At 37.1% G+C, this 25,499-nt stretch carries 24 protein-coding genes and 1 tRNA gene; 8 read left to right on the forward strand and 17 right to left on the reverse strand.

Features of this window, described 5'->3' with window-relative positions; translation table 11 throughout:
* Nucleotides 1-2: 2 nt before the first annotated feature.
* From G5B37_RS07625 to G5B37_RS07660, 8 genes are all read right to left on the reverse strand, one after another.
* Nucleotides 3-1,448, reverse strand: coding sequence for an arginine decarboxylase (locus tag G5B37_RS07625; protein WP_164679451.1), 1,446 nt, complete (start codon nt 1,446-1,448; stop codon nt 3-5).
* Nucleotides 1,449-1,868: 420 nt separating this feature from the next.
* Complete coding sequence (locus tag G5B37_RS07630) at nt 1,869-2,780, reverse strand: pseudouridine synthase (protein ID WP_164679452.1); 912 nt, start codon at nt 2,778-2,780, stop codon at nt 1,869-1,871.
* Nucleotides 2,781-3,007: 227 nt separating this feature from the next.
* A complete protein-coding gene (locus G5B37_RS07635) occupies nt 3,008-3,913 on the reverse strand; it encodes a geranylgeranylglycerol-phosphate geranylgeranyltransferase (RefSeq protein ID WP_164679453.1) in 906 nt (301 codons plus the stop codon).
* Nucleotides 3,914-3,927: 14 nt separating this feature from the next.
* Nucleotides 3,928-4,866 (reverse strand): mevalonate kinase family protein, encoded by a 939-nt coding sequence (locus G5B37_RS07640; protein ID WP_164679454.1) that lies wholly within the window; start codon nt 4,864-4,866, stop codon nt 3,928-3,930.
* Nucleotides 4,867-4,979: 113 nt separating this feature from the next.
* Nucleotides 4,980-6,059, reverse strand: coding sequence for a diphosphomevalonate/mevalonate 3,5-bisphosphate decarboxylase family protein (locus tag G5B37_RS07645; RefSeq protein ID WP_164679455.1), 1,080 nt, complete (start codon nt 6,057-6,059; stop codon nt 4,980-4,982).
* A 134-nt stretch (nt 6,060-6,193) separates the two neighbouring features.
* The gene (locus tag G5B37_RS07650) at nt 6,194-6,724 is read right to left on the reverse strand and encodes a DUF1697 domain-containing protein (protein WP_164679456.1); all 531 of its coding nucleotides are present in this window, start codon (nt 6,722-6,724) and stop codon (nt 6,194-6,196) included.
* Complete coding sequence (locus G5B37_RS07655; protein ID WP_263649859.1) at nt 6,721-7,953, reverse strand: BaiN/RdsA family NAD(P)/FAD-dependent oxidoreductase; 1,233 nt, start codon at nt 7,951-7,953, stop codon at nt 6,721-6,723. The genes G5B37_RS07650 and G5B37_RS07655 overlap by 4 nt, the downstream gene beginning before the upstream one ends.
* Before the next feature lie 18 nt (nt 7,954-7,971).
* Complete coding sequence (locus G5B37_RS07660; protein WP_164679457.1) at nt 7,972-9,444, reverse strand: T9SS type A sorting domain-containing protein; 1,473 nt, start codon at nt 9,442-9,444, stop codon at nt 7,972-7,974.
* 63 nt (nt 9,445-9,507) lie between these two features.
* Here G5B37_RS07660 and G5B37_RS07665 point away from each other — a divergent pair, with 63 nt between their 5' ends.
* Nucleotides 9,508-10,542, forward strand: a complete 1,035-nt coding sequence (locus G5B37_RS07665; RefSeq protein ID WP_164679458.1) for an endonuclease/exonuclease/phosphatase family protein — start codon at nt 9,508-9,510, stop codon at nt 10,540-10,542.
* Between the two features lie 298 nt (nt 10,543-10,840).
* A complete protein-coding gene (locus G5B37_RS07670; protein WP_164679459.1) occupies nt 10,841-11,944 on the forward strand; it encodes an adenylate/guanylate cyclase domain-containing protein in 1,104 nt (367 codons plus the stop codon).
* A 101-nt stretch (nt 11,945-12,045) separates the two neighbouring features.
* Here the strand turns inward: G5B37_RS07670 and G5B37_RS07675 are convergent.
* Nucleotides 12,046-12,127, reverse strand: a tRNA-Leu gene (locus G5B37_RS07675).
* 188 nt (nt 12,128-12,315) lie between these two features.
* Here G5B37_RS07675 and G5B37_RS07680 point away from each other — a divergent pair.
* Entirely contained in the window at nt 12,316-13,704 is a 1,389-nt protein-coding gene (locus tag G5B37_RS07680; protein ID WP_164679460.1) for a dipeptidase, read from the forward strand.
* Nucleotides 13,705-13,940: 236 nt separating this feature from the next.
* On the opposite strand, the gene G5B37_RS07685 is transcribed toward G5B37_RS07680, so the two are convergent.
* Nucleotides 13,941-14,522: a PhnA domain-containing protein gene (locus tag G5B37_RS07685; RefSeq protein WP_164679461.1), complete on the reverse strand. Its 582-nt coding sequence runs from the start codon at nt 14,520-14,522 to the stop codon at nt 13,941-13,943.
* Between the two features lie 126 nt (nt 14,523-14,648).
* On the opposite strand from G5B37_RS07685, the gene G5B37_RS07690 reads away from it, so the two are divergent.
* Together G5B37_RS07690 and G5B37_RS07695 are read left to right on the forward strand one after the other, a co-directional pair.
* Entirely contained in the window at nt 14,649-15,017 is a 369-nt protein-coding gene (locus G5B37_RS07690; RefSeq protein WP_164679462.1) for a BlaI/MecI/CopY family transcriptional regulator, read from the forward strand.
* Nucleotides 15,018-15,019: 2 nt separating this feature from the next.
* Nucleotides 15,020-16,849: a M56 family metallopeptidase gene (locus tag G5B37_RS07695; RefSeq protein ID WP_164679463.1), complete on the forward strand. Its 1,830-nt coding sequence runs from the start codon at nt 15,020-15,022 to the stop codon at nt 16,847-16,849.
* Nucleotides 16,850-16,960: 111 nt separating this feature from the next.
* On the opposite strand, the gene G5B37_RS07700 is transcribed toward G5B37_RS07695, so the two are convergent.
* The gene (locus tag G5B37_RS07700) at nt 16,961-18,400 is read right to left on the reverse strand and encodes a cell wall anchor protein (RefSeq protein WP_164679464.1); all 1,440 of its coding nucleotides are present in this window, start codon (nt 18,398-18,400) and stop codon (nt 16,961-16,963) included.
* A gap of 221 nt (nt 18,401-18,621) precedes the next feature.
* Here G5B37_RS07700 and G5B37_RS07705 point away from each other — a divergent pair, with 221 nt between their 5' ends.
* Together G5B37_RS07705 and G5B37_RS07710 are read left to right on the forward strand one after the other, a co-directional pair.
* Nucleotides 18,622-19,722 (forward strand): DUF4407 domain-containing protein, encoded by a 1,101-nt coding sequence (locus tag G5B37_RS07705; protein ID WP_164679465.1) that lies wholly within the window; start codon nt 18,622-18,624, stop codon nt 19,720-19,722.
* A 77-nt stretch (nt 19,723-19,799) separates the two neighbouring features.
* Nucleotides 19,800-20,477 carry a peptidoglycan DD-metalloendopeptidase family protein gene (locus G5B37_RS07710; RefSeq protein WP_164679466.1) on the forward strand — a complete coding sequence of 226 codons (678 nt, stop codon included), beginning with the start codon at nt 19,800-19,802 and terminating at the stop codon, nt 20,475-20,477.
* Here the strand turns inward: G5B37_RS07710 and G5B37_RS07715 are convergent.
* On the reverse strand, nt 20,474-21,367 hold the full coding sequence (locus tag G5B37_RS07715; protein WP_164679467.1) for an ATP-grasp domain-containing protein: 894 nt from the start codon (nt 21,365-21,367) through the stop codon (nt 20,474-20,476). The genes G5B37_RS07710 and G5B37_RS07715 overlap by 4 nt on opposite strands.
* A gap of 62 nt (nt 21,368-21,429) precedes the next feature.
* On the opposite strand from G5B37_RS07715, the gene G5B37_RS07720 reads away from it, so the two are divergent.
* Entirely contained in the window at nt 21,430-21,861 is a 432-nt protein-coding gene (locus G5B37_RS07720) for a YybH family protein (RefSeq protein WP_164679468.1), read from the forward strand.
* Here G5B37_RS07720 and G5B37_RS07725 read toward each other — a convergent pair.
* The 5 genes from G5B37_RS07725 to G5B37_RS07745 are packed head-to-tail and all read right to left on the reverse strand — an operon-like array spanning nt 21,858 to nt 25,497.
* Nucleotides 21,858-22,856 (reverse strand): metal-dependent hydrolase, encoded by a 999-nt coding sequence (locus G5B37_RS07725; RefSeq protein WP_164679469.1) that lies wholly within the window; start codon nt 22,854-22,856, stop codon nt 21,858-21,860. The two genes, G5B37_RS07720 and G5B37_RS07725, sit on opposite strands and share 4 nt — an antisense overlap.
* Nucleotides 22,857-23,216 carry an MmcQ/YjbR family DNA-binding protein gene (locus G5B37_RS07730; RefSeq protein ID WP_164679470.1) on the reverse strand — a complete coding sequence of 120 codons (360 nt, stop codon included), beginning with the start codon at nt 23,214-23,216 and terminating at the stop codon, nt 22,857-22,859.
* Nucleotides 23,213-23,926 carry a T9SS type A sorting domain-containing protein gene (locus G5B37_RS07735; protein WP_164679471.1) on the reverse strand — a complete coding sequence of 238 codons (714 nt, stop codon included), beginning with the start codon at nt 23,924-23,926 and terminating at the stop codon, nt 23,213-23,215. The genes G5B37_RS07730 and G5B37_RS07735 overlap by 4 nt, the downstream gene beginning before the upstream one ends.
* Before the next feature lie 24 nt (nt 23,927-23,950).
* On the reverse strand, nt 23,951-24,886 hold the full coding sequence (locus tag G5B37_RS07740) for a transglutaminase domain-containing protein (RefSeq protein ID WP_164679472.1): 936 nt from the start codon (nt 24,884-24,886) through the stop codon (nt 23,951-23,953).
* Nucleotides 24,883-25,497 carry a DUF4230 domain-containing protein gene (locus G5B37_RS07745; RefSeq protein ID WP_164679473.1) on the reverse strand — a complete coding sequence of 205 codons (615 nt, stop codon included), beginning with the start codon at nt 25,495-25,497 and terminating at the stop codon, nt 24,883-24,885. The genes G5B37_RS07740 and G5B37_RS07745 overlap by 4 nt, the downstream gene beginning before the upstream one ends.
* Between the last annotated feature and the right edge of the window lie 2 nt (nt 25,498-25,499).

The raw sequence follows: 25,499 nt of genomic DNA on the forward strand, positions 1-25,499 counted from the left end.
AATTAGTTAGTCGAAAAGTTAGTTTCTTGCTGTAAATGTGCTTCAGTTGTTTTTTGGGAATACCCTAAAATGTCTAACAGCTGATCGCTGGTTTGTTGCTCAGAGAATAGCTTTGTTGTAATATTCCCGTTTGCATCTTTATCTATTAAAATATGTTTTGGGCTTGGTATTAAGCAATGCTGTAGACCCCCAAAACCACCAATTGTTTCTTGATAAGCCCCTGTATTAAAAAACCCGATGTATAATGGCTTTTCTTTTTTATACTTCGGAAGATAAATAGCGTTCATGTGTTGCTCACTGTTGTAATAATCATCACTGTCGCAAGTTAAACCTCCTAATAAAACACGCTCGTATTCGTCATTCCAACGATTTATTGCCATCATGATAAAGCGTCTGCTAATAGCCCAAGTATCAGGAAGGGTTGTAATGAATGATGAGTTAATCATATTCCATTTCTCACGATCGTTTTGTTGTTTTTGGTATAAAATCTCATAGATAGCACCCCCGCTTTCGCCTACTGTAAAGCTTCCAAATTCTGTAAAGATATTAGGCACAGGAACGTCTGCTTCTGCACAAGTACTATTAATCTGATTCACAATTTCATTAATCATGTACTCATAGTCATAGTCGAATGCTAAAGAATTTTTAATTGGAAATCCGCCACCAATATTCAGGCTATCCAAACTTGGGCAAACCTTCTTAAGTTTGGTGTATACTTTTAAGCACTTTACTAATTCGTTCCAATAGTAGGCGTTATCTCGTATTCCTGTATTGATAAAAAAGTGAAGCATTTTAAGCTCAACTTTGTCGTTATTTCTAATTTGCTCTTCGTAAAAAGGAACGATGTTTTTGTACCCGATGCCAAGTCTAGAAGTATAGAATTCAAATTTTGGTTCTTCTTCCGAAGCAATTCGAATCCCTACTTTAAAGTCGCCTTCAATTTCATTAGAAAGCAACGTAAGTTCTTCGTAATTGTCAATAATAGGTATACAGTTTTCGTGACCGTTATTAATTAATCGCGCAATGTTCTGCACATATTGGTCTCTTTTAAAGCCGTTGCAAACCACATAGGTTTGATTGGTTATTTTACCTTCAGCCTTTAAATTTTCAACAATATTAATGTCGAAAGCCGATGATGTTTCAATATGAATATCGTTTTGCAAGGCTTCCTCTAATACATGCTTAAAGTGAGAACTTTTTGTGCAATAGCAATAGTTATAAGAACCTTTATAGTTCTGGTTCTCTATGGCGCTCGCAAACCACTTCTTGGCTCTCTGAATGTTTTCTGAAATTTTAGGCAAATAAGTAAACTTTAACGGTGCTCCGTACTGTTGTACCAATTGCATTAAATCAATATCATGAAAAGTTAACGTTTCATTTTTAAGAGTAAATTCTGGTTGCGGAAAATCGTATGTCTGATTGATTAAATCAATATATTTTGTATTCATTGTAAGGTGTAATTCTGTTGAAAAAAACTAATATAGTAGGGTGCTGCAAAAAATGATGCAGACTGGTAACTTGAACAAGTATGGTTACTTAGATGCGGATTGGGTTAAGCCAATAGGCTAAACGAGAAGCAATGCCCTTGGTTTTAATAACCGGGCCCTCCATTGTAGGGGTAACGGAAGCTAGCTTTAGATTTCGGTTGTCTGCCTGGCAGATTGTTTTTGAATATGACTTCCTCTTTTTCAAAAACCCGAACATAGAAACAGTTGTCAAAAGTGTTCAGCTAAGAATGGCGCAAATTTAATTTATTTTTAGAATTGGCAATTTTTTTTATGATTTTTTTTCGTTTTAATTTGAAGTCTTTTTTTAAACAAAAAGGGTCTCATTTTAATGAGACCCTTTAACTGTTTTTTTCTGAAAAATTACAGCATTGAAAACAATTCTATTTCTTGTTTTGTTAGAACCTTCCAACGTCCACGTGGTAGATCCTTTTTTGTAAGATGTGCGATTGTTACACAATCTACCTTAACAACGTTGTAGCCAAGATGTTCAAAAATGGTACGAATAATACTATTTCCCATATTTTTAATTTTGAGTCCCACTTCTTTTTTTGAAGCATTCTTCACATAACTTATTTCTTCAACAGCATGAGTTTCTCCTTTTATGGAAATTCCTTCTCTAATAGCATCGATATCTGCTGCTTTCAAATTTTTATTTAACTCAACATGAAAAAGACGTTCCATCCCTTTGCTGTGAAATTTTTTCATTAAAGCATCATCATTGGTAAATAAAATAAGTCCTGTTGCATTTCTACCCAAACGCCCAACAGGCATCACATTGGCCGATGTTGCATTACTTATTAAATCCATAACGGTTAGCCCTTTGCTTTCACTAGTGGTAGAAGCAACAGACTTTGGTTTATTAAGTAAGATATAGGTATCTAACTCTGGGTTGATACGACGCCCATCAAAACGTACATCGTCTTCACGTTTTACCTTGTGTCCCATTTCGTTAATTACCTTGCCATTTACAGTAACCAAACCAGTGGCAATATAGGTATCTGCCTCACGTCTAGAACATACACCACTGTTGGCTATGTATTTATTGAGGCGAATACCTTCTGTTTTATTAACAGTCTTTTTCTTAGCTGCACTTGCTTTTCCCGCAAGTGCTCCTTCGGCATTGCGTCTTTTTGGTGCTAAAGGCTTTGCTCCTGATTTTTTATGCCCAGTACTTTTTACGGGTGCATTTCCTCGAGAAGTGCTTTTGCCTTTACCCTTTGCGCCTCCTCTTCCGGAAGTCTTTCCTTTTCTTGTATTATCTTGTCTGCTCATCGTCAAATCCGCACGTACGGCTCCTTTTAAAACACTAAAAATTAGTGCATTGTTATTTTTTGCAAAGATACATAAAGCCTATTGGCTTCTAACATCAAAAGATAAAATTTGAGGTGATAAATTTCAAATGCTACGGGGCTTAGGGTAATTAAACAATTTAAAGTTCTGAATTAACTATCTTAAACCTATAAAAAACAGGTGCTAAATTGCTATAGCCACGACTCTAATTACCCAAATCTTTTTAAGACAAGGCTAACATCAATAAGTACGATACTGAAAACTCCTATGACAATAATAAGCTTTAAGATGTTGTGTAGTATGATATAATGAATTTTTCGTGCCGAATTCCAAAGTATAAAATCGAACAACGCCAATCCAATAATACTTCCGAAGAAAAAGAAATTCATATAACCAATCTTAAATTTGGTAAGTAATAAGATAATAGGAACCAAAGTGGCAATGCTCAAGATAGTTAACATGCGTTTCGAGAGCGTTTCACCATAAACAACTGGTATTGTTCTATAACCTTGTGCCAAATCGCCTTTAAGATTCTCTAAATCTTTTGTAAGCTCTCTCATGGAGATTAGGAGAAATAAAAAGGTAGCGTGAACAAAAATAACTACGTCAAAATTTCGATAGTAAATAAACACAGCAAAAAATGGGATGACCGCTAGAATAGCCGCTGTAATATTACCAATAAACGCATACTTTTTAAGTTTGTGAGAATAAAACCAAATCGCAAAAATATAAATAGAAAAGAACAGAACTGCTCTGAAACTCACATAGCTAGCAAAAATAACCGATAGGAAATTTAGCACAAAATAGCCGTTGAGTTTGGTTTGCTGACTTACCAATTTGTCTAGCATCGTTTTATGCGGTCTGTTTATGACATCCTTCTCTGAATCGTAAAAACTATTAATAATATATCCACCAGCAATGGCAGAAGCCGAAGCCAATACTAGCATAAGCAAATTAAGATCGAATAACACCTTTTTTAAAGGTAACTGTGGGGCAAGTATATATATAGAGGTGAGATACTGTGCTAAGACAATAACAAGAATGTTGTAGCCACGCACAATCGAAAACAAGCTGAAAAACTTTAATAGAAAGTATTTCTGTTTTCTGTTAAGCATTTAAGTAAGGGAGTTTAGAAGTTGTATACTACTTCCAAATTATAGTTCTTTAATTGTGATCTTGCCTGATCGATATCTTCAGTAAAACCTAACATATAGCCTCCGCCACCAGAACCACAAAGTTTTAAATAGTAGGCATTGGTGTCAATTCCCTTTTTCCACAACGTATGAAATTCTTTAGGAATCATAGGTTTAAAATTGTCTAATACAACTTTAGACAGTTGTTTTACATTTCCGAAGAGCGAACTCACATCGCCCTTTAGAAAATCATGTACGCAAGCATCTGTGTGCTTAACAAACTGATTCTTCAACATATTGCGAAATCCTTCCTGCTTCATATTTTCCATGAAAATCTGAACCATAGGAGCGGTTTCGCCAGTTTGCCCACTATCTAGTAAAAATACAGCTCCCTTTCCATTCTCAGTCTGAGAAGGAATACCGGCTGGTTCAATACTATCTTTACTGTTAATTAAAATTGGAAGACTTAAATAGCTGTTCAAGGGGTCTAATCCAGACGATTTTCCGTGAAAAAACGATTCCATGGCAGCAAAAATGCCTTTCAGCTGAAGTAATTTTTCTCGAGTTAAATTTTCAAGTACGGTAATCTTATCACTAACGTACTGATCGTATATTGCCGCGACTAATGCTCCGCTACTCCCTACTCCGTACCCTTGCGGAATACTAGAGTCGAAATACAAGCCTGCCTCAACATCTGCATTCAATTTTTCGATATCGAATGTTACCAATTCAGGCTCATTTTTTTGTAAGGTCTCAAGATAATCGGCAAAACGCTTTAACGCATCATTACTTTTTCGAGTAGCAATGGTTTTGTGCGTATCAATCTTAAGCGCACCATTGTAGAAATTATAAGGTATAGAAAGACCTTTAGAATCTTTTATAATACCATACTCACCGAAAAGTAGGATTTTTGAATAGAATAAGGGACCACGCATAGGCTTAAAATGTACCACTAAGGTACGTCTTTTAATTTCTTAGTGCAAAAGTACAACATTATTAATGATAATTTCGATTTAGAGCAGCACGTAGCAAACCTATACAAAAAGACCTATTGTACGGTAGCTCCTAAACCAACGGCATCATGTATGTATTCTCCATTTTTGCAATACTGAGCGAGTGAGGTGGCAATAAATTTTTGTACTGCTGCTTTTTCAGAATATGGATACAACACATGTACATTAGCACCGGCATCTAGTGTAAAACAAACCTTGCTACCCGTCTCTTTGCGATATCGCCATATGCTATCTATAATCTCGAGCGTATTAGGCTTCATTAAGATAAAATAAGGCATACTCGCCATCATCATGCCGTGTAATTGAAGTGCTTCGCTCTCCACTATCTTTATAAATTCTGAAATAGCTCCCGTTTCAAAAATGGTAATAAGCTGCGCTAAGTTGCTATTTGCCGTTTTATAGCGCGCTTCGGCATACGGATTATTGTTCATTAAATCATGACCCACTGTACTGCTAACTTGCTTTTCCCCCTTATCTACCAATAAAATAGTATCTTGATACTTGCTGAAATTTGAATGAATGGAATACGGATAGCCTATTCCGAAGAAATTACTACTATGCTCAATATTGGGATGATTTCCCCATACCACTAAAGGGCCTTCAATGCTCCTAGACGCGCTACCAGAGCCTAGGCGAGCTAAAAAAGATGCTTTGGTAGTATAATACGCCTTTGTATTATCGCCACCTAAAAGCACTTCTAACTGTGTTAAGCATAATGCCAAGGCACCCATGCCACTCGCAGAACTTGCAATACCACTGCTATGCGGGAAGGTATTCTTGGTTTCAATTCTGAAATGATAGTCTTTCAAAAAAGGAACGTACTGTTCAATCCGCTGGAAAAACTTCTTTATTTTAGGCTCAAAACCTTCTTCACGACTACCGTCTAAATATACCTCAAAGCTGAAATCGGTAGCGGTTGTAATTTTCTTAAAATGCATGGTAGTTTCGGTTCTACACGCCGACAGTGTAAAACTTACGGAAGCATTCTGCGGAAGCTGCGCACCATACTTACCCCAATATTTCACCAACGCAATATTACTTGGTGCTTGTGCCGAAACACTTCCATTTTCTATGGTTGTAAAGTCTAAAGTAGGAATAAATTGCTTGGTGCTCATCAAAGAAATTTTCAGCAGTAAAGATAGCAAAACCTACCGTTCGAAAGCTTTCGACAAATTGATTAAAAAAAAATTCTGTGATTTGCTGAAAAAGAATGTGGATGTAAACTTTTCAAACTAAAAAACAATCAGGCTCATTTTGTTCCTATCTCAATAAGTTTTGCCATTGTCTTGTAATTACGGGAAGTGGCAACAACTTTTAGTTTGTTCTCAAAAATATTATTATTCAATTTTGCCTTTCCTGCTCCCTCTTCTGGATAAAAATAAACACATGTTTTGGTAACATGAAATTCTTCTCCTGTATACGACAGAGTTTGCAATCTGTCTATGCTTTCTTTACGTGGCACTTCCGCTAACAAGGTAAAATAACTTTTTTCTCTAACGTCTTCGGAAAAAGGACAATTGTTGAAAATGTCTTCTATTTCCGAAGTAGTAAAAACCAAAACAGGCACTTCCCAACCAAACTTCTTTTGTATCGCACGTACAATAGTAGCTGAAACATCTTGAGCAGATGTCGATGTGGAAAAAATCCAATTCCCAGTGTGTAAATATACTTGCGCATTAGCAAACCCCATCTGAGCAAGCATTTCGAGCTGTTCAGATTTTAAGAACTTTTTATGTCCGCCAACATTGATACCACGGAGAAGCGCAATATATTGTGTCATGATTCTTTTGTTAAAGCTTGAGCAACCATATAGCCCCCTGTCCAAGCATTTTGAAAGTTAAATCCGCCTGTAATAGCATCTATATTTAATACTTCGCCGGCAAAGTAAAGGTTGGGAAGTAATTTACTTTCAAAAGTCTTGAAGTTTACCTCTTTAAGCTGAACACCTCCTGCGGTCACAAATTCTTCTTTAAAGGTGCTTTTACCCTCAACCTTGAATTCGCTTCTTGTAAGCTGAGAAGCCAAATTGGTTAATTGTTTTTTAGTAACATCTGCCCAAATCTGGGTTTCGATTATATCTGCTGCTTTCAGCAAACTTTGCCACAGCCGTTTAGGCAAGTCAAATTGTGTATATTTCTGTAGTGTTTGTTTCGGATTTTCTAGTTTGAGTTCTATTAATCGCTCCAAAGCATCTTCGGCAGAAAGATATTGCAGCCAATTAACACGGATTGTAAAATGATATTTTGTTGGCTCCAATACACGAGCTCCCCAGGCCGATAATTTTAAAATTGCGGGGCCGCTCATACCCCAATGGGTAATTAGCAAAGGACCTTCACTCTCTAATACTGTTTTGTTTTCTTCGGAAAGCACCTCTATACAAACATCTGTTGCCAACCCTTGAAGATTAGCAATACGGTTATCGTTTATGTTGAATGTAAATAACGAAGGTACTGGTGGCACGATACTATGTCCTAATGCCGAAAGCACCTTCCATATTTTTGGGTTACTTCCTGTTGCAACCACTACTTTTTTTGATGAAAAAGTTTCGGAAGCAGTAATTATCTGAAAGCGTTCTTCCTCCTTTAAAATTTGTTTTACAGATTGCCCTTTTAGAACACCAATACCTAATCGTTCTGTTTCCGAAGTAAAACAATTAATAATAGTCTCAGAGCTGTTACTCGTAGGAAACATACGTCCATCTTCTTCAATTTTAAGAGGCACTCCACGTTTTTCAAACCAGGCAATGGTGTCGCCCGTCATAAAACTATGAAAGGGACCGAGTAATTCCTTTTCACCCCGCGGATAATTTTGTGTAAGATCCTGCGGATTAAACTCAGCATGGGTAACATTACATCGTCCGCCACCAGAAATTTTAACTTTAGTTAAAACTTCCTTACCACGTTCAAGAATGGCTATTTTAGCATTAGGTCTAAACTCTGCGGCATTTATAGCCGTAAAGAAACCCGCAGCACCACCGCCAATAATTATAATGTCGTATATGTTTTTCAATACATAGTATTAATAGAATCATTGAACTAGCAACTTTCTAACAATTTGATTGTTGGCAGTGGCAAACGAAACAAAATAAATCCCTGAAGGAAGGTTAAATGTTATTTCATTTTGATTTTCTAAGATGGGTGTTCTAAAAACTGAGACTCCATTTGTGGAAAAAATCTCTACCGTTTCAATAGAAAAATTTGCATCAAAACTTAAAGTATTTTTTGTTGGGTTGGGATAAAATCTGAAGGATTCGAAGGCGTTTTCAGGAATAGCTAACACAACGCAACCTACTGGGTCAAATAAAACTTCTCCTAAGGTATTGTCGTCTACTTTATGAAAAATAACGCTTTCGGCCAGTGCTAGGGTATTCTCTACGCCTTCTTCCCAGCAATTATTTATAGCAGAGATGGTATTAGGTGTGTTATTGTACAATGCATAAACTTCACCGTTATTGCCATTTTCAGAAAAAACATTCTCACCTATCACGTTCGTTTCGTCACCTAGATTAATGGATGCCTCTCCTTGCAAAGTAACACCCCACAAATTTCTTCGAATTTCATTTATAAACGCATTTATTTCAACATCATTGGTGGTAGCATTAATATTAATACCACTTCCGCCAAGATTGGGATTGTTTTGCGTATTGTTGTCTTCTATCAGATTTGTAGAAATTTCAACGATTGCATTACTTCCTAAAATAGTAATACCGTATCTGTTATTTCTGATTTCGTTACCAGAAATAACGGCTCTTATGGCACCTCCAACAAGGTTGGCAACTGCAATACCTCCCACTTCGGTATGTAGCGGATTACCAACAATTATGTTATCTATAATTTGCAAATCTTCGGTATTGCTTGTTGTCCCTAAATTAATTTGGGGTCTATTTGTATTTAATGTATTGTTTCCTTCTATATAGTTTCCAGAAATGATGGCAGAAACTTCAGAATTTGCTGCAGAACTTATAGCAGGTAATGCATTAAATGTTATTTCATTATTGGTTATTTCTGGCGCACCTCTTGAAAGGGAAATTACAGCTCCTGTTGTAGCTCCGCCGTCAACATTTTCGCTAATCACACAATTATTAATTGTAAAATCTTCGGTTAACACACGCAAACCACCACCATTCTTAATTGTTGCATTTTGAATATTAATAACCGAAAACTCTTCAAAACGGAAGCCTTCGTATGGCAAATTGGTATCTGCAGCCAAAAACATAGTTTCGTCTGCGGTTACATCAAATTCGCCAAAAACAGTTAGTAGAAGTGAGTCTTCAAACAAAACTATAGCATCTGCATCTATCCTTAATTTATCATTTTCGGCAATAACCAAATTTTCTTGAAGTGTAAATTCATTACCGTTAACGGCAATGGTAGATGGGCTTGCATTTGCAATATCTGTTAAGGTCCAGTCTACACCTGTATTAGGCGTAGTGTACGTTTGTGCTACTATCGTAGCGTAACTAAAAATTAAGACTAGTAAAACGGAAGTAATGTGTTTCATGATAATTATTTTAAACTAATACAAAAATACCTATTTCTCCTGTGGAACTCGTATTTTTAAAAGATGATTGCCATATATATTCTTAGTTTAATCTTTATTATCTCGCCTTTTTTACCGGCGACTGGAAATCCGCATTGGTTTTTTAGAACGGCAGATTTTATTCGTTTACAATCTATAGCCATTGAGATTTTATTGTTGGCAGCACTTTCTTTTTTTGGTTGGAAATTTTCGACATTAGAGTATATTATTGCCATCGGATTGGTGTTCAGCATACTATACCAATTACACAAAGTGTACAAATACAGTTCTTTTCACCCTAGAAAAAAACCGGATTTTCCAAGTGATGGACATGTCTCAATATTTGCTGCTAACGTACTTCAAGACAATAAAGAATTTGATAGCTTTTTGGCCGAGTGCGCTAACTACAATGCCGACCTAATTCTTACTATGGAATCTAATACCGATTGGGAAAAAGGAATAGCTTCACTAGAAAAAACATATCCGTATTCGGTTAAAATCCCGTTAGAAAATTATTACGGTATGCATTTATATTCTAAAAAAGAACTAAAAAATATTACAACTCAGTTTCAGGTTGAAGAAGATGTACCCTCCATTTTTTTCACATACGAATTAGAAAATGGTGAAGAAGTGTTCTTTACCTGTCTTCACCCCGCTCCACCCAGTCCAACAGAAAATGACACTAGCAAAGAGCGAGATGCCGAACTAATGCTCACTGGCAATCATATTAGAGAAGTTGACAAACCAACCGTAGTGTGCGGCGATATGAATGATGTGGTTTGGAGTAGAACCACGAGATTATTTAAAAAAATGACGGGCATGATAGACCCACGAATTGGTCGAGGTTTTTTTCCAACGTATCATGCCGGATATTGGTTTATGCGTTTCCCGCTAGATCACCTTTTTCACACCAAAGATCTATTTGTAAAAACAATGATCCGTTCTAAAAACTTCGGAAGCGATCATTTTGGAATGTACTATGAAATTCATCTTAAAAAAAAAGTAGAAACACCACCTAACCCTAACTTAAATGGAGAAGAAAAAGAGGAAATTGAAGCATTGATCGATAGGGTAGACTAAGACCCCTAATACCGCTCTTTTAAATCTATAATAAGACCTATTGCTAAGCACAATATAGCTGTTCCGACTACTAAACTACCTACTCCCATAATTGTATGAATTATCTATTTATACCGTGGTTTTAATTTCACCGATTTAAAAATATAAAAAATGTATGGTATAACCTAACTATGTAAAATTTCATTTATACCTCAATTAAATCAACTGGTGAAATTAGCCACCTTATTAGAAAAGGCAAACAAAAAAGCCCATCATCAAAAAAGTGTTTTTAAAAAAAAGAATCTATTTTTATACTTCAATGACACTTCTTTCTGCTAAAACACGCTATTATTTTCAGCGAATACTTCCATTCGGAATAATTTGGCTGGTGTTGGCTTGGATGTTCTTATCTACAGAATATGCTGCCCTGGGGGACTTTGCTCACGGTCCGAAAACCGCGATAAAAGTTACACCCCTTATTCTACTCTTTGCTTGTAGCGCTGTATTTGTAATTGGTTGTATTGTAGGTGTTCTGGAAGTGTTTTTTGTAAATCGCCTTTTTGAAAAAAGGAGTTTACCTCAAAAAATTATAGGCAAGTTTTGCATCTATGCGGTTCTGTTATCGATATTGATTTTGGTTTCTTACCTTATTGCGGCTAGTATCGAAATGGACACTTCCATTTTTGACAAGAAAGTCTGGAAAAGATATACCGAATTCTTTTTTAGTATTACCTATGTTAGCACTTTACTTCAAGTTGGATTCTCGTTGTTACTTTCATTATTATATGCTGAAATTAGTGACAATCTTGGGTCTCAGGTATTGCTAAACTTTTTCACTGGCAAGTACCATAAACCAACCCGAGAAAGTAGAATTTTTATGTTTGTAGACATGAAAGATTCTACAACCATTGCAGAAGCTGTAGGCAGTACTACCTATTTTAAACTATTACAATCGTATTACTACGATTTTTCGAACGCTATTATTAATAATTATGGAGAGGTATATCAATATGTAGGCGATGAAATTGTAATTACTTGGAAAGTTAAAAAAGGCCTCAACCAAAACTATTGTGTTCGATGCTTTTTTGACATGGAAAAGGCACTTCAAAACAAATCAAAATTCTATTTACGAAAGTTTGGTGTGGTTCCACAATTTAAGGCAGGCATGCATTGTGGTGAGGTGACAACCGGTGAAATTGGCGCCTTAAAAAAGGATATTTTTTTTACTGGTGATGTCTTAAATACTACTGCACGTATCTTAGGTTTATGTTCAACCTATCAGAAAAATTTGTTGCTATCTAAAGAACTGGTTAAACAACTATCGTTAGGATCCGAATATGTGGCTGAAGACTTAGGAAGCCCCCAACTTAAAGGAAAAGTAAATAGCATTAATGTGATGTCGGTTGAGCAAGTATCTCAATAGGCAAAAAGTTCTATTATCGCATCTTGTTGAAGTAAATTTGTCGCTAAATTAAATCCAAAAAAAAAGGACAGCTTATTACAAGCAGTCCTTTTCAATTAATGTGCGGATGACAGGAATCGAACCTGCACGCCTTGCGGCACTAGATCCTAAGTCTAGCATGTCTACCAGTTCCACCACATCCGCGTGATTTAATTGGTGCCCCGTTAAGGGACGGCAAATATAATCAACTATTTTAATTTACAAACAATCTTTCTTTTAAAAAAAGCACTTTTTGTACCTTCGTGAGCATTGAAGATTAACCTAAAATTTCTTTTTCTGTGTGCACAGAATTGAAATTTAATTAAAATGACCCGCTATCACGGGCAATATATATGAAAAGTGCTACACCTTACATTGAAGAACACAAACAAAGATTCATAGATGAGCTAATCGAGCTCCTAAAAATACCGTCTATATCGGCAGATTCTGCTTACAAGGCAGATGTTATTAAAACAGCAGATGTCATTAAAGAAAGTCTTGAAAAGGCAGGTTGCGACCATGTAGAAATCTGTGAGACCCCTGGCTATCCAATTGTATACGGAGAAAAGATTATTGACAAAAACCTTCCTACCGTACTCGTGTATGGCCACTACGATGTGCAACCACCAGATCCACTAGACTTATGGGACAACCCTCCTTTTGAGCCCGTGATTAAAAAAACGGAATTACACCCAGATGGAGCCATTTTCGCACGAGGAAGTTGTGACGATAAAGGTCAGATGTACATGCACGTAAAAGCATTAGAATTCATGACAAGCACAGGACAACTTCCCTGTAATGTCAAATTCATGATTGAGGGTGAAGAAGAAGTAGGTAGCGAAAGCCTTGGCTGGTTTGTAGAACGCAATCAAGAAAAACTCTCCAACGATGTCATTTTAATTAGCGACACAGGCATGATCGCCAATGATATCCCTAGTATTACCACAGGACTACGCGGACTCTCATACGTTGAAGTTGCCGTTACGGGACCAAATCGCGACTTGCACAGTGGTCTATATGGAGGTGCCGTAGCTAATCCCATAAATGTGCTTACAAAAATGATTGCCTCCCTGCATGATGAAAACAACCACATCACTATTCCTGGATTTTACGATGCCGTAGAAGTACTTTCTACAGAAGAACGGGCTAAAATGGCCGAAGCTCCTTTCAGCAAAGAAGCTTACTGCAAATCGTTAGATATTGAAGATGTATACGGCGAGGCTGGTTATACTACCAATGAACGCAATAGCATTCGTCCCACACTAGATGTAAATGGTATTTGGGGTGGATACATAGGCGAGGGAGCCAAAACCGTAATTGCCAGCAAAGCGTATGCAAAAATTAGCATGCGTTTAGTGCCTAATCAAGATTGGGTGCGAATTACCGAACTCTTTAAAAAACACTTTGAAAGTATAGCACCCAAAGGAGTTACTGTAGAAGTTTCACCTCATCATGGCGGACAAGCATACGTAACACCAATAGACAGTCGTGGATATCAAGCGGCGAGCAAGGCGTACGAAAGCACCTTTGGCAAGACCCCTATTCCGCAGCGAAGTGGTGGTAGTATTCCTATCGTGGCACTTTTTGAGAAAGAACTAAAAAGCAAAACAATTTTAATGGGCTTTGGGCTAGACAGCGATGCTATTCACTCACCTAACGAACATTTTGGTATCTGGAATTATTTAAAAGGTATAGAAACCATCCCTCAGTTTTATCACTATTTTACTGAAATGAGTAAATAATTTGGGTGTTACCTTTTGGTGCACTAAGAGATTACACCGTGCTTGACACAATGTTTCTAAAGTGCACCAAAAGGTCGGGTCATCCGTTACTACGCTTCATAAAAAAGGTGGCATCTAATTGTGCCACCTTTTTTACTACAGGGTATTCACTGCTACCCCTAACACAGTTTTTTTTACAGTTGAAACCAAAGAATACCGCACGCTTCGTTTACGGAAAGCTGCTCGAAGAAAAAAGGTTAAATCTTCTTCACGTACTCCGTAATAATAACAATTTGCTGTCCGTCTACTTTTCCTTCTATATAGGTTTCGTTTTCATGGTCTAACGAAATACGACGCACTGCCGTACCTTGCTTTGCAATCATACTACTACCCTTTACCTTTAAGTCTTTTATAAGCACCACACTGTCGCCTGCCTGTAAAATATTGCCGTTACTATCTCGATGTACTAGCTGCTTACTTTTATCTTCTGCGTCACCCGCAGCTGCAGCCCACTCTTTCTCGTCTTCTTCTAAATACATCATATCTAACAAGTCTTGCGGCCACCCTTCAGATTTTAGTCGGTGTAGCATACGCCAAGACAATACTTTTACCGCAGGAACAGGACTCCAGATGGTATCGTTTAATAAGCGCCAGTGGTTTGCATCGCGATCTTCTGCGTCTAGCTGAGATTGGCAGGTACTACAAATTAATATAGCTCCTTCTGCACCTTCAATACGCACAGGTGTTTCAGGGATGCTATAAACGTTCAGTTTTTCTTCCGCTCCACATAATTCGCAGCGACTTTCGGCTCTTTTAGTGACTTCTCTTTCTAGGCTCATGATTTCAAATTTGAGCAAATGTATCTACTTTCAGTTGGAAATTGGAACTTGTTTTTTGAAAAATTTAAACTCTACGTTTGTAGAATTAAAATTTTTGTTCTATGTTTGTAGAGTAATTAAAAGAATATGACATCATTATCAAATTCAGAAGAGCAGCTCATGCAATATCTCTGGAAGAAAAAGAAAGCAGTTTTAAAAGATCTTTTGGAAGCCTACAACGATCCTAAGCCTGCCACAACAACTATTGCCACCTTACTCAAGCGCATGCAAGACAAAGGTTTTGTAGATTATACTCAAATTGGGCGCTCACGAGAATATTTCCCATTGGTAAAAAAGAAAGATTATTTCAGCAAACATGTTAATGGTCTTATCAAAAACTTTTTTAATAACGATGCTGCACAATTTGCATCATTTTTCACAGAGGCCACAGATTTAAGCAAAGAAGAACTCAAAGAGCTCAAGAAAATGATCGACCAACAAATAAAAGAGAAGTAATCATGGAAGTTTATATTTTAAAATCTGCTGCATGTTTGGGAATATTATTCCTCTTTTACAAATTGCTATTAGAGAATACCTCGTTACATACCACCAAGCGTTTCTTTTTGCTAGGAAGCTTAGCTATTTCATTTATAATTCCATGTATCACCTTTACCACATATATTCAGGTTAATCCTTTAGTTACCAACATACTAACAGAAGTTCCTGCGAGCACACCTGCCCTTGACACAGGCATTTCGGAAGCCACAAACTATACCCTATATATTTTAGGTGGTATTTATTTACTTGGAGTTGGTATTTTCGGTATTCGATTTGGTCATAATCTAAGGAGCGTTTTTACCAAAGTTAGAAACAACTCAAAGTTCAAGCAACGATCAATTGTGCATGTATTGCTGAAACTTCCTGTAACACCACATAGTTTTTTTAACTATATCTTTTTCAGCAAAAAAGCGTACAACAATGGTGAAATCCCTGAAGAAGTACTTATGCACGAAACCGCTCATGTAGAGCAAAAGCACAGTTGGGATATTGTTTTCATAGAATTACTTCGCATTGCATTTTGGTTCAATCCGTTGCTTTATTTTATAAAACACAGTATAAAACTCAACCACGAATTTCTAGCAGACCGCACTGTCTTAAATCAGGGAGCAGATACAGCTAGCTATCAAACAATTTTACTGGATTTCTCATCAAAATCTAGCGTGCCTTCTATGGCACATTCTATTAATTATTCATCATCTGGTCTAGGCAAGTTATTTTCAAAAAACTCGTTTGGGCTGGTCAAAAAACGTTTTACAGTTATGAAAACACACACATCAAGAAGAGCCGCATGGCTAAGAATGCTAGTAATTTTGCCTTTGATGGCAGGATTAATCTACGGTTTCAGCAGCACTAAAACTGTCGAAACGATTGTTTCAGACCCAAAAGTAACCTTCGAAAATCCAGAAGTTCAAAAAGAATATGATACTTGGTATACGAATGTTGCAAATGAAATAGGAAACAGTAAAGCCACACCCGAGCAACTTGCGGCATACAACAAAATAGCAGCTTTTTGGAACAAACGTTTCAACGAAACTCCCAATAGTCGTATCATGCCCCTTTCAGAATTAAAAAAGCTAGAAACCATTTATCGATTAATGACCATAGAGCAGCGCAAACAAGCACAACCTTTTCCTGAGTGTAAGCCACCTGCTACCAGTAATTCGCCATCTGGTAATGATGCTATAAACAAAATCTTAGTAATCATGATACAGATGAGTGAAATCACAATAAACGGTAAACAATCTTCTCTTAAAACATTTGCACGTGACCTAGACAAATTGACCAAGAATTGGGAAGAAACCGATTACACATCTATTAAACCCATTATAAAAATTGCTAGTACGCCAGACGAATTCTTGAAGAAACTAGATGCCGAATACAAAAAAACGCATTTTTCAAAGGCAAATGGTGGCTTCGGACTCTTACCTCCGCCTCCGCCACCACCTGCGCCAAAAGTAATTAAAGGGGTGAACGATACTGATGATAACATTCCACCGCCACCACCACCTGCTCCAGATGCGCCAAGAGTAATTAACAGCGTAAATTACACTGATGGAAATATTCCACCACCGCCTCCCCCAATGAGTCAGCTAGACATCATTGTTAAAATGGCGAAAAAGAAATCTACGTTCTATTACGAAGGGAAAGAGATTACTTCAGACGAAGCAATTGAGGTTGTAAAAAAGAATAGTGACCTTAATATCCAAGTAACTAATAGCTCATCTAAAAATCCAACCGTTAAAATTTCCAAAGAACCTATCTATGTGAAAAAGAAAATGATTCCTTAAAAAGGAACTTAAATTTTAGAATCTTAGGGTACTAAAAATGCAGAGAAGATAATCTTTAGAATAAAAAAAGCCTCTTTACTAGAGGCTTTTTTTTCTGAAATGATGCTTAATTTATTGAGCTATAAGATTTAGAGAAACCACTAAAAGGCTCCCAGCACCAGAAAATTTCTCAGCCCAGACTTCTATATAATCATTTTGAGACAATTCTACAGAGCCAACAATTGATACCGCTCCAATATCATTATTACCACCTATCTCCCTATATACTTTAGACTCATCTACAACCGTTCCGTTTTTTGCAATGTAAAATATATAAATGGAGTTATTATTGTCGCCTTGAAAAGAAATACTCGTAGAAATTTGAAAACTTCGCGTTTTTGTTCCATCATACACGATTCTATTATCAACAGGAGCGCTAAATCTAAATAAGTTATTAGACGTTGAAGTTCCTACCAATTTTGTCTGAACACCAGTTCCTATCGTACCAAAGTCGGTTTCATAACCGCTACCTATTGGTGCATCTAGATTAATATCACCAATAGCGGCATTATCTGTTTCCAGAAGTAGTCCTGGTGAGTCTACATCCCAATTATTATTGAATTTATAGCCGTCGTAAATACTTGGCGAATACCCTTCTACACGTGTACCGGCTCCTGTAAAACTTACCTGAGCAATAGAAGCAGAGACGGTTATTGTTGGATTGGCACTTACATTTAAACCAACTTCACCAGCATCTGTCACCACCCTACCATTTGCCATTTGTAAATTTGCAAATGAACCAGAAAGGGTTAAAAATGTACCCAAATTAGAATCGGTCCAGAATAACTTATCCATATAAAAATTAGATATATCAGATGCTGCTAAGCCATCGCTAGTAGATACAATTTGAAAGACTTCAAAATACACGGTACCTAAAGAACTTAATGTACCTAGAGAAGAAGCTCCAACTACAATTAAACTATATGCTATAAGATTCTCTGTACCTGAACCAACAATGTTAAATACCTGTTGCCCGTTACCACGAATTAATATGTCTTTTAGGTGCCCGCCTTTACTTCCACTAAAAAGGGTAGTACCAGAATTATTTTGCAAAATATCTTCTCCAGTATCGCGACCTGCTACATAAGCGCCATTTAAATCTATAGGAAAATCGAAAAGGATGGTTCCATTAATTTCGTATAAATAGTTTTCATTTAACTCATATACAACTCCTCCTCCAGCAGCAAGCTCGTCAGACAAATCTGCTACACTTTTTACTAACTTGTAATTACTGCGAGTTTCGGCACCTTCTAAAGGCACCCAGCTACCGCCATTAAAGAAATAAAACACATTTTCATCTGTATCAAACACTAACAATCCTTCTGCCGGTGATGCAATTGCTATTCGGTCTGAGGTCTCCATTCTAGGAGCTAATAATCCCTGTGTTGTTGAAGAAATATCTAACGCAGAAGATGCGTCTGGACTAACTGTTCCGATTCCAACTTGCGCTAAACTAGTGAACGTTGCTAAAGAAGTGCAAATAATACATAAGTAAATAACTAATTTTTTCATTTTTTTTAAGGTTTGTTACGATTACTGGGGAGATTTATCCTACAAATATATCGGATTAAATGCGTATTTAATCGATAAAATAGCACATTTAGAGACAATTTAATCAGGCATAAGTATATCGTTCTGATTATTAAAGAGTTTGAAAAATAAAAAATCTTTTACAACAACAATTACTTGAATAATTACGTTTTAAAAATTCATCAATCTTATAAAAAACACTTATGCTTCAACGATTTTTTATCTTTTGTTCTGGCGCAGACACCGATATTCTAAACGATTGTTCTGCTGGCGAAAACACCAAATATGCTGGTGTAGGTGCTACGGTTTTCTTTACAGCTGTTATGGCTGCAATTGCAGGAAGCTACGCTTTATTCACTGTTTTTGACAATATTTTTACGGCAGTGTTCTTCGGACTCATTTGGGGACTTCTAATTTTTAATCTCGATAGGTTTATTGTTTCAACTCTTAAAAAGCGAGACAATTTTTTCGATGAACTCATTCAGGCATCACCTCGAATTCTACTTGCCGTCATCATTGCTGTAGTGATTTCTAAGCCTCTAGAATTAAAGATTTTTGAAAAAGAAATTAATCAGGTTTTATTGGAGCAAAAAAACGATTTAACCCTCGAAAATAAAGATCAATTAGCACTGCAATACACACCTGCTGTAGAAGGCTTAAACGCAGAAATTGAAACATTAAAAAATGAAATAACAACTAAAGAAGCTGAAGTTAATGCACTATACGACGTGTACATTTCTGAAGCCGAAGGAACCGCTGGCACTGAAAAACTAGGTAAAGGCCCTGTTTATAAAGAAAAGCGAGAAAAACACGACGCAGAGCTTGCTGCGCTCAATGAGCTAAAAACAAGCAATAACGCAAAAATTGCTTTCATAGAAACGCAAATAGCAACCTTAGGCACAGAATACCAAGATAAAATAGCCGAAACACAACCCATTATCGATGGATTTGACGGTTTAATGGCGCGCGTAAATGCTCTTGGCGAATTACCATGGTTACCATCATTTTTTATCTTTTTATTATTCTTAGCCATAGAAACCTCTCCTATTTTTGCAAAACTTATCTCTCCAAAAGGAGCTTACGATTTAAAACTAGCAGAGCAAGAAGGTGCGCTTTCTAGCTGGGTAACACAGCAAAAAAGTCAGCGTGAAATTCTTGTAACTACAGATAGGGATGTAAATAACCGTGTGTACGCAGATATTGCAGAAGAGCAAGAATTGTACGATTACAAACGAAAAATTGCCCGGGAGCTTATGCAAGACCAAGCAAACGCCTTTTACAAAAAACAGAAAGGGGTACTCTAGTCATTTTGACCTTAGGAGAAATCTCACAACAAACTTCGGCGATGTAGTTGCCAAAAAAGTTTTCAGTAAACTTGTGTATGAGAAATTTAGAAAAAGTATCTCTTCACACCTTGTTCCCTACGATACATTTTAACAAGGTGGTAGTGCCAGACATGAGTACGGGCAGTGATTTCTTTGAAAAAGATATTCAACATGAAAATTTAGTAACTGCAGCAGAACGTTTATTTACATTTCAAGAGCAACATCCTAACGCCCTCTTAGCAAATGGATACCTAGAAGAACGCAGTTTTTACAACACAGATCGTTTCAAAAGAACCATAAATGGAATTTCAGAATATAGAAACATACACTTAGGTACAGACTTTTGGCTACCAGCAAGAACCCCTGTTCACACCCCATACGCTGGCGAAGTGGTGATTTCGCATCACAACAACTACCACAAAGATTACGGTCCGTTGGTAGTGGTTGCTCATCACTTAAAAAATGTACAGTTTTACACACTATACGGACATCTTAGCGAGGACTCCTTAGCATTATCACCTAAGGGTAAAAAATTAAACGCAGGCGATTTTTTGGCGTTTCTGGGAAACGAACAAGAAAACGGGCATTGGGTACCTCATCTACATTTTCAGCTTATAACAGATTTGTTAGGTCAAACTGAAAACTACAATGGTGTTGCTTATAATTCTGAAATCGAACGCTGGAAAAAATTATGCCCAGACCCTGATATAATTTTTAAAGAATCTTTGCATTAGTCTAACATCTTTACAATCCCTGCTGCCAATTGGTGTGCACTTTTTGGTGCGTCACGAAGCCAAATCTCTGGGTCTAGAAATTCCATTTCTGAAAGATAACAACTTCCGGTTTCGTCCCACACAATATCTACCCTGCCGTACACTGGAGCGATTGGGCATTGCCTATTGGCATTCTCGGCAAATTCAATTTCGTCTTTACTCGGACTATATGGATGCACCGTTCCACCAAAATCATCTTGTACTCTAAAATCTCCGGGTTTTGCCCGTTTCAGAATTGCATGAGAATAGGTACCGTTAAAAATCATAAGCGAAGCCTCTCCTCTTGTAGTGATCGTCTCTAAAAATTCTTGCACCAACATATCTCGAGATGCGACTAACTGTTGAAACACCCGTTCCATTTCCTGGCTATTTTCTTCGGAAACTTTATAGGTATGAAAAGCGGCAGCAGAAATAGCAGGTTTTAAGACCATTTTTTTCCATCCTCGCTTTTTTGAGATTTCGGCTAAAGTGATTTTGCTTTTTGCTGAAACGAACTCTGTTGCCACCACACGAACGCCTTTATCTTGAAGTTCTTTTATATAAAATTTGTGGCTATTCCATTGTTGCAATTTTAGGGGATTCACCAGCTTGGTTTTAACAGCGGTTTCTTCCATCCATGTAGTAAAGGCTTCAAAACGTTCAAAATAGTCCCAAACGGTCCTAATTAAGGCAATTTTGGTAGTACTCCAATCGTAATCTGGGTTATCCCAATATGTACGGTCTACAGTAAGCCCTTCTGCTTCTAACGCATCTTTCAACAAATTATATTCAAGAAAAATATTCGCTACATACATATCTTGTGTTTGCTGGCTAACATATTTTTTACAGGTTACTACAGTTACATCTATCATAGCATTTCATTTTCTGTAAAACAAAATTACGTATCTTTCAAGGTATTTAAAATTTCAGCTGTATGAGAATTGTATACATTTTATTATTTTCTATTTTTTATTTATCCTGTGTTGCACAAAAAGATGTAGAAGCAGATAAAAGTGCCATTCTCTCGGTAATGAAGAATCAAGAAATTGCCTGGAGCAAAAACGATTTAGAAGGTTTTATGCAAGGCTATTGGAAGAGTGATTCACTTAAGTTTTACGGAAGCAAAGGTCTCACTAAGGGTTGGCAGCAAACCCTAGACAATTACAAAAAAGGATACCCAACAAAAGACCATAGTGGAACACTTACGTTTAAGGTAGACGACATATCGCCTATAGAAGAAAACAGCTATTGGGTCATGGGGAGATACTTTTTGAAGCGAACCGTTGGCGACGCAAACGGCAATTTTTTAATCATCTTTAAAAAGATTGATGGCGCATGGAAAATTGTTGCAGATATGAGTTCTTAATTGCCTTTTATACGCTGCCATAAGTTCACTAGCAATTCTTTGCCATCTGATGGCGTTTTACGATTTTCTGTAATAACGGTTTGGTCTTTATCGCCTTCAATTAAAAAACTAAAAACATACGCAGTACTCGAAGGGTCTGTGCTCAGTACCCCAAAGCGCAAATCATTTAAATACACTACACCGTTCTTGTCTTGTGTAACGGTATACCAACCCTTGGTTATTTTTATAAGCCGCTGTACCTTTAGATTGTCTTTGTAATTACCAAGCAATTCATGATTTTTAGGATGGGCCGTAAATGCTATAGGCTTGCTGTCTAACAACGAATAATCTGCAATTAAGAAAGCATCTTTGGTATCGATATTGGCCGTCCATAAAATTGTGTTTAGTGGTGCAGGTTTGGTTTCAATTTCAGTATAGGCAATACCCTGCTGGTTTAAGGCTTTTTCGAATTTAAGAAACGTATATCCTTTTAGTCCCAACGTTAACAACAAGTACGTACTGCTCACCCACAGCCCTAGATTATTGTATTTCCTACGCTTGGGATCCTCACGTTTCCGCCGTAAGGCAAGAATGAGAAACAGCAAAAAGGGAAGTGTGTATAATGGGTCTATTACAAAAATATTCTTGTATGCCAGACGTAAGTCGAAAGGCCAGAATAGCTGTGTACCCCATGTGGTATGCGCATCTAGCAGCGGGTGCGTTAAAAACCCCAGAAAAAACAACCATGACCATTGTCGTGCTGAAGCATTTTTCTCCCATAACGACACTAGCCACCCAAATAAGGGAGCGGCAAAAACTGCAAATACAATAGAATGGGTAACCCCACGATGCCACTCGAGAGCAGTAACCGTGTCTACAAAGTATTTAGTTATTACATCTAAATCGGGTATAGTCCCAGCAATTGCGCCGTACAGAGCTGCTTTATTGCCTACTTTTTTACCAAGTGCGGCCTCACCAACCGCAGCGCCTAATACAATTTGAGTAAGTGAATCCATTTAGAGCGCCTCTAATTGTGCCTGTACCTTTTTAGTGAGTGATTGCACGATTAAGTCGTACGAATGATCTATTAGTTCTATAACCAATTTTGGTGGTAGGGCATCTTCAATAAAGACCGTATTCCAGTGGTGTTTATTCATGTGCCATCCCGGAATAATGAGTCCGTCGTATGCTTCTCTAAGGGTAATGGCACGTTCGGGGTCACATTTTAAATTTACTTGAGTTGGTGTTCGTTCTAGACCACATACTGCAAACATTTTATTCATGACTTTAAAGACCAATGTATGCTCATCGAAAGGAAAAGATTCTGTTACGCCTTTTTTAGCGATGCAATAATTTCTGAAATCTTCTATGTTCATTCTTTTACAATTTTGAACGACCGCTCTTCACCTTCTGTATTGGTAAGTTTGGTTAAGTACATTCCGTTACTCAGGTTTGAAACATTTAAACTTTCCGAAGTACTTAAAGTCCCCTCTTTCACAAGCTGACCACTTAGCGTAAAGATTTTATAGTCGAAATTTCCATGGTAAGGAGAATCTACTTGAAGTGTTTCTGTAAATGGGTTTGGAAACAAATTAATCTTAGTTGTTTCAAACTCACCAACATTCATTACTGAATCAGAAAAATACTCGACCACGTCTCCATTGGGTGCTCTAATCTCTACAAACGGTGTTCCAAAAGGTTCAATTACGTAATAGCTGTAGTCTAAAACCTCGGATGCATTATCTACATAGAAATTGAAATGTAGTGAATCAAAATCTGAGTTTAACGGCTCATCGCAGGTCTGGTTATCTATGGTCATATTAATAAATCCAAAAGAAGACTCATTAATTACACGTTCTATATCTGCTTCAATGGTACTGCAAATGGTAGCCGTAAAATGCGATGAGTTTTCTGCAAACACCATGAGCGACTCTTCAGGCTCTAATCCCTCTGGCAATGTAAATAACTGCCCATCAATTTGAATGTAATTAATGTACCAATCTTTATCGTAAAGTAACGGATCTGCAATTTGAGATACCATAAGTTGGCTGCTTAACATCACCAAAAGGAGTGCATATTTTTTCATAACTTCTAATTTAAAAGATTAATATCACTCTACTTTATAAGCTAATGCAGGCGCATCGTTAAAATAAACAATAAGGTTTTTGCCTGCTCTTGTCTTAATCTCGAAGGTAAGCAATTTGTCATGAATGCTGAAATCGACTAATCTTTTCTTATTCCCAAAGTCGTATGAATAAGAAATCACCTTAGGGGCGGGTGTTTTAAGCTGAAACAGGATTGCTTTCGGATTTTCAACACTGCTTACAACACCGTATCTTGGTGAGATAACATCTGCTACAACCATATCTTTTTGAATAATAAGCGGAAATTTAGCAAAGGTCTGCTTGCTTACATTTATTTCAAGAAATGCATCTTCTACCAAGTCTGGGTAATGACTTTTAATAAACTGGGTGGGTTCTGTTTTATACCAATAGTAACTGGGTTCTTTAATGAATTTCTGATTGTACTTGCCAGCCCCCCACGTTGGATCGAATAAAAACGGGTGGTCATTTATATATGCAACATTCCACATATGAATTTTCTGAAACGGCCTGCCAATATCCTTGAAATTAGTCTTTACATCGCCTCGCACTAGGTAATTATGGATGCCTTGTAACTCGCATAATTTTTCAAAGAGCATGGCATAGCCCTCACAAACGGCCACTCCTTTTTGCAAGGTTCGCTGAATTATTTTTTTGCGAGTTACCTCTTCTTTGGCGTTTCGCTCTCTATAGTTTTTAAACCTGTAATTAAACACATCATACTCATCTGGGTCGTACCTAACGTTGTTTATAATCCAGCCATAGATGGCGCGTAATTTTTCTTCGTCTGTTTTAAAATCGCGAGTAATAAATTCTGAAAGTTCGGTAACCTCATCAAACGATTTTGGGTAAAATTTTATAGTTGCATCTACCTGCTCAAAATCTTGTGCGTTTGCACCAAGACAAAGCATAAAAACTACAAAGAGACGTATGGCTATTTTCATGAGGCAATCTCTTTTTTCTGTGACTTTGTTGTATGCAAGGCTGTGTAATCTAACTTCCAATTTATGGTTTGTACCAAGGTTTCCATCAGTTTTATGGTTTCTAAGGCTTGCGATTCTGCTTCTAGAAGTAAACCACTACTCGGTATCTTATCTACGATATGCTGTTTTGCTTCTCTGTTAATTTCGGTAAGGTCTGATGCCGTAAACGGATTTGCCCAGCCTTCTTTCTTGTCGTAATATTTAAAATCTGTTTCTACGGTTAACAATTCTGGATGGGGGAAATTAGTTAATGTAATCGTTCTCGTTTTAGTATCGGCATCCATGTGTATTTTGGTGAGATCAAATCCTACATGTGCCTTGGCTTCAATAAGTACAAGCGCCTTCTTTTTACCTAAGAGAAGGTTCAGCCATTTATCTTTTACATTTTCGTAGTGGTATATTTCAGAAAAATCGCCTTCTACGGTAATAAACTTACAAACGGTACGAATACGTTCCATTAATATTACCGATTGCGAATGTGTTTTCTCCCGCTTGCGGCCTCCGCTCAATTTCAGAAGTAAAAAATATGCTACAACGGCACCAACTGCCAAGCCTATAAAAAGTAATTCCATAT

Source organism: Rasiella rasia (genome assembly GCF_011044175.1).
GTDB classification, from domain to species: domain Bacteria; phylum Bacteroidota; class Bacteroidia; order Flavobacteriales; family Flavobacteriaceae; genus Marinirhabdus; species Marinirhabdus rasia.

Coding starts and splice junctions, on each gene's coding strand:
- G5B37_RS07625 (WP_164679451.1), bottom strand. CDS start 1,448: ATGAATACAAAATATATTGATTTAATCAATCAGACATACGATTTTCCG.
- G5B37_RS07630 (WP_164679452.1), bottom strand. CDS start 2,780: ATGAGCAGACAAGATAATACAAGAAAAGGAAAGACTTCCGGAAGAGGA.
- G5B37_RS07635 (WP_164679453.1), bottom strand. CDS start 3,913: ATGCTTAACAGAAAACAGAAATACTTTCTATTAAAGTTTTTCAGCTTG.
- G5B37_RS07640 (WP_164679454.1), bottom strand. CDS start 4,866: ATGCGTGGTCCCTTATTCTATTCAAAAATCCTACTTTTCGGTGAGTAT.
- G5B37_RS07645 (WP_164679455.1), bottom strand. CDS start 6,059: ATGAGCACCAAGCAATTTATTCCTACTTTAGACTTTACAACCATAGAA.
- G5B37_RS07650 (WP_164679456.1), bottom strand. CDS start 6,724: ATGACACAATATATTGCGCTTCTCCGTGGTATCAATGTTGGCGGACAT.
- G5B37_RS07660 (WP_164679457.1), bottom strand. CDS start 9,444: ATGAAACACATTACTTCCGTTTTACTAGTCTTAATTTTTAGTTACGCT.
- G5B37_RS07665 (WP_164679458.1), top strand. CDS start 9,508: ATGATTGCCATATATATTCTTAGTTTAATCTTTATTATCTCGCCTTTT.
- G5B37_RS07670 (WP_164679459.1), top strand. CDS start 10,841: ATGACACTTCTTTCTGCTAAAACACGCTATTATTTTCAGCGAATACTT.
- G5B37_RS07680 (WP_164679460.1), top strand. CDS start 12,316: ATGAAAAGTGCTACACCTTACATTGAAGAACACAAACAAAGATTCATA.
- G5B37_RS07685 (WP_164679461.1), bottom strand. CDS start 14,522: ATGAGCCTAGAAAGAGAAGTCACTAAAAGAGCCGAAAGTCGCTGCGAA.
- G5B37_RS07690 (WP_164679462.1), top strand. CDS start 14,649: ATGACATCATTATCAAATTCAGAAGAGCAGCTCATGCAATATCTCTGG.
- G5B37_RS07695 (WP_164679463.1), top strand. CDS start 15,020: ATGGAAGTTTATATTTTAAAATCTGCTGCATGTTTGGGAATATTATTC.
- G5B37_RS07700 (WP_164679464.1), bottom strand. CDS start 18,400: ATGAAAAAATTAGTTATTTACTTATGTATTATTTGCACTTCTTTAGCA.
- G5B37_RS07705 (WP_164679465.1), top strand. CDS start 18,622: ATGCTTCAACGATTTTTTATCTTTTGTTCTGGCGCAGACACCGATATT.
- G5B37_RS07710 (WP_164679466.1), top strand. CDS start 19,800: ATGAGAAATTTAGAAAAAGTATCTCTTCACACCTTGTTCCCTACGATA.
- G5B37_RS07715 (WP_164679467.1), bottom strand. CDS start 21,367: ATGATAGATGTAACTGTAGTAACCTGTAAAAAATATGTTAGCCAGCAA.
- G5B37_RS07720 (WP_164679468.1), top strand. CDS start 21,430: ATGAGAATTGTATACATTTTATTATTTTCTATTTTTTATTTATCCTGT.
- G5B37_RS07725 (WP_164679469.1), bottom strand. CDS start 22,856: ATGGATTCACTTACTCAAATTGTATTAGGCGCTGCGGTTGGTGAGGCC.
- G5B37_RS07730 (WP_164679470.1), bottom strand. CDS start 23,216: ATGAACATAGAAGATTTCAGAAATTATTGCATCGCTAAAAAAGGCGTA.
- G5B37_RS07735 (WP_164679471.1), bottom strand. CDS start 23,926: ATGAAAAAATATGCACTCCTTTTGGTGATGTTAAGCAGCCAACTTATG.
- G5B37_RS07740 (WP_164679472.1), bottom strand. CDS start 24,886: ATGAAAATAGCCATACGTCTCTTTGTAGTTTTTATGCTTTGTCTTGGT.
- G5B37_RS07745 (WP_164679473.1), bottom strand. CDS start 25,497: ATGGAATTACTTTTTATAGGCTTGGCAGTTGGTGCCGTTGTAGCATAT.